The sequence below is a fragment of the Vibrio sp. Vb1337 genome (assembly GCF_033338715.1).
In the GTDB taxonomy this organism is placed as follows: Bacteria; Pseudomonadota; Gammaproteobacteria; order Enterobacterales; family Vibrionaceae; genus Vibrio; species Vibrio alginolyticus.
In genome coordinates, this window is sequence record NZ_JAWOTD010000084.1 from 1 (window position 1) to 1,556 (window position 1,556).

General features: G+C 47.1%; 3 protein-coding genes. 2 read left to right on the forward strand and 1 reads right to left on the reverse strand.

Going from position 1 to position 1,556, the window contains the following annotated elements:
• The coding region (locus R7E42_RS24000; RefSeq protein WP_318073087.1) for a YqgE/AlgH family protein at positions 1 to 483 on the forward strand (483 nt) is incomplete at its 5' end.
• A gap of 48 nt (positions 484 to 531) precedes the next feature.
• Complete coding sequence (ruvX, locus tag R7E42_RS24005; protein ID WP_005461715.1) at positions 532 to 957, forward strand: Holliday junction resolvase RuvX; 426 nt, start codon at positions 532 to 534, stop codon at positions 955 to 957.
• A gap of 61 nt (positions 958 to 1,018) precedes the next feature.
• Here ruvX and R7E42_RS24010 read toward each other — a convergent pair.
• Positions 1,019 to 1,556 (reverse strand): ATPase, T2SS/T4P/T4SS family (locus R7E42_RS24010; RefSeq protein WP_318073088.1); only part of this gene is annotated, 538 nt, incomplete at its 5' end.

The window sequence follows — 1,556 nt, forward strand, 5'->3', positions numbered from 1 at the left end:
GAACATACCGAAGAAGGCGCTATGGGCCTGATGATCAACGCGCCTGTGGATATCACCGTAGGCAACATGCTCAAGCAAGTTGACGTGCAGCCTGTTCACCCGCGCCTGTTTGAAGCCAGCTTAGATAGACCCGTCTACAATGGCGGTCCAATCTCAGAAGACCGTGGTTTTATTCTACATAAACCGAAAGATTACTATGAATCCAGCATTCAAATGACCGATGACCTTGCTGTCACCACTTCGCGAGATATTCTTTCCGTATTGGGGACAGAGGCTGAGCCAAGTGACTATTTGGTTGCTCTTGGTTATTCCGGTTGGAGTGCTGGTCAGTTAGAAAATGAACTGGTTGAAAACTCTTGGCTAACCATCGAAGCCACACCAGAAATCATCTTCGATACGCCCATTACAGAGCGCTGGAAAAAAGCGGTAGAAAAGCTAGGTATCGACCCAAGCCAATTGTCGGCAGACGCAGGTCATGCGTAACGCAACCGCCTTCCTTAACTTCCACTTCATTAAGATTTGAGACACTGTATGTCACGCACAATAATGGCCTTCGATTTCGGTACTAAAAGTATTGGTAGCGCGATTGGTCAAGAAATCACTGGCACCGCTTCACCACTGAAAGCGTTTAAAGCCAATGATGGCATTCCAAATTGGGATGACATCGAAAAGCAAATTAAAGAATGGCAGCCAGACTTATTGGTCGTAGGCTTGCCAACGGATTTGCATGGTAAAGATTTAGAAACCATCACCCCACGAGCGAAAAAATTCGCGAAGCGTCTGCAAGGTCGTTATGGCTTGCCTGTTGAATTGCATGATGAGCGCTTATCAACTTCAGAAGCGCGCGCAGAATTGTTCAGTATGGGTGGCTACAAAGCCTTATCGAAAGGCAATATCGACTGCCAATCTGCCGTGGTCATTCTGGAAAGTTGGTTTGAAGCGCTTTGGGGCGAATAAACCTTGCAAGCACAATGAAAAAGGTTGGCAGAAGCCAACCTTTTTTGTGTCTTTAATACGCTTAATCCATATCGATTTTGACGTTGGCAAGACTGCCTGTAGAGAACGGCTCACCACGCTGTGTTTTCAGCATTAAACGAAGATCGTTGGCAGAATCCGCGCTGTGCAGTGCATCCTCTTCGCTGATCTTACCTTGCATCACCAGCTTGTAGAGCGATTGGTCAAACGTCAGCATGCCAAACTCATTGGATCGTGCCATGGTTGATTTCAATTCGTGTAAATCACCACGACGGATCAAATCCGACACTCGTGGACTGTTTAGCAAGATCTCAAACACACCATGACGTCCTTGACCATTCTTATCACGGATCAGCTGCTGACCAATCACGCCTTTTAGGTTCATCGACAAATCAAACAAGAATTGCTCTTTTTGATCTTTAGGCACCAAATGGAGAATACGCTCTAACGCTTGGTTGGCGTTGTTGGCGTGCAACGTTGCCATACACAGGTGACCCGTTTCGGCGAAGGTCATCGCGTATTCCATCGTTTCTCGGCTACGGATCTCGCCAATCAAAATCATATCTGGCGCTTGGCGCAGC

Bases quoted from the DNA above. Each gene is read 5' to 3' on its own strand.
- ruvX (WP_005461715.1), top strand. From the start codon at position 532: ATGTCACGCACAATAATGGCCTTCGATTTCGGTACTAAAAGTATTGGT.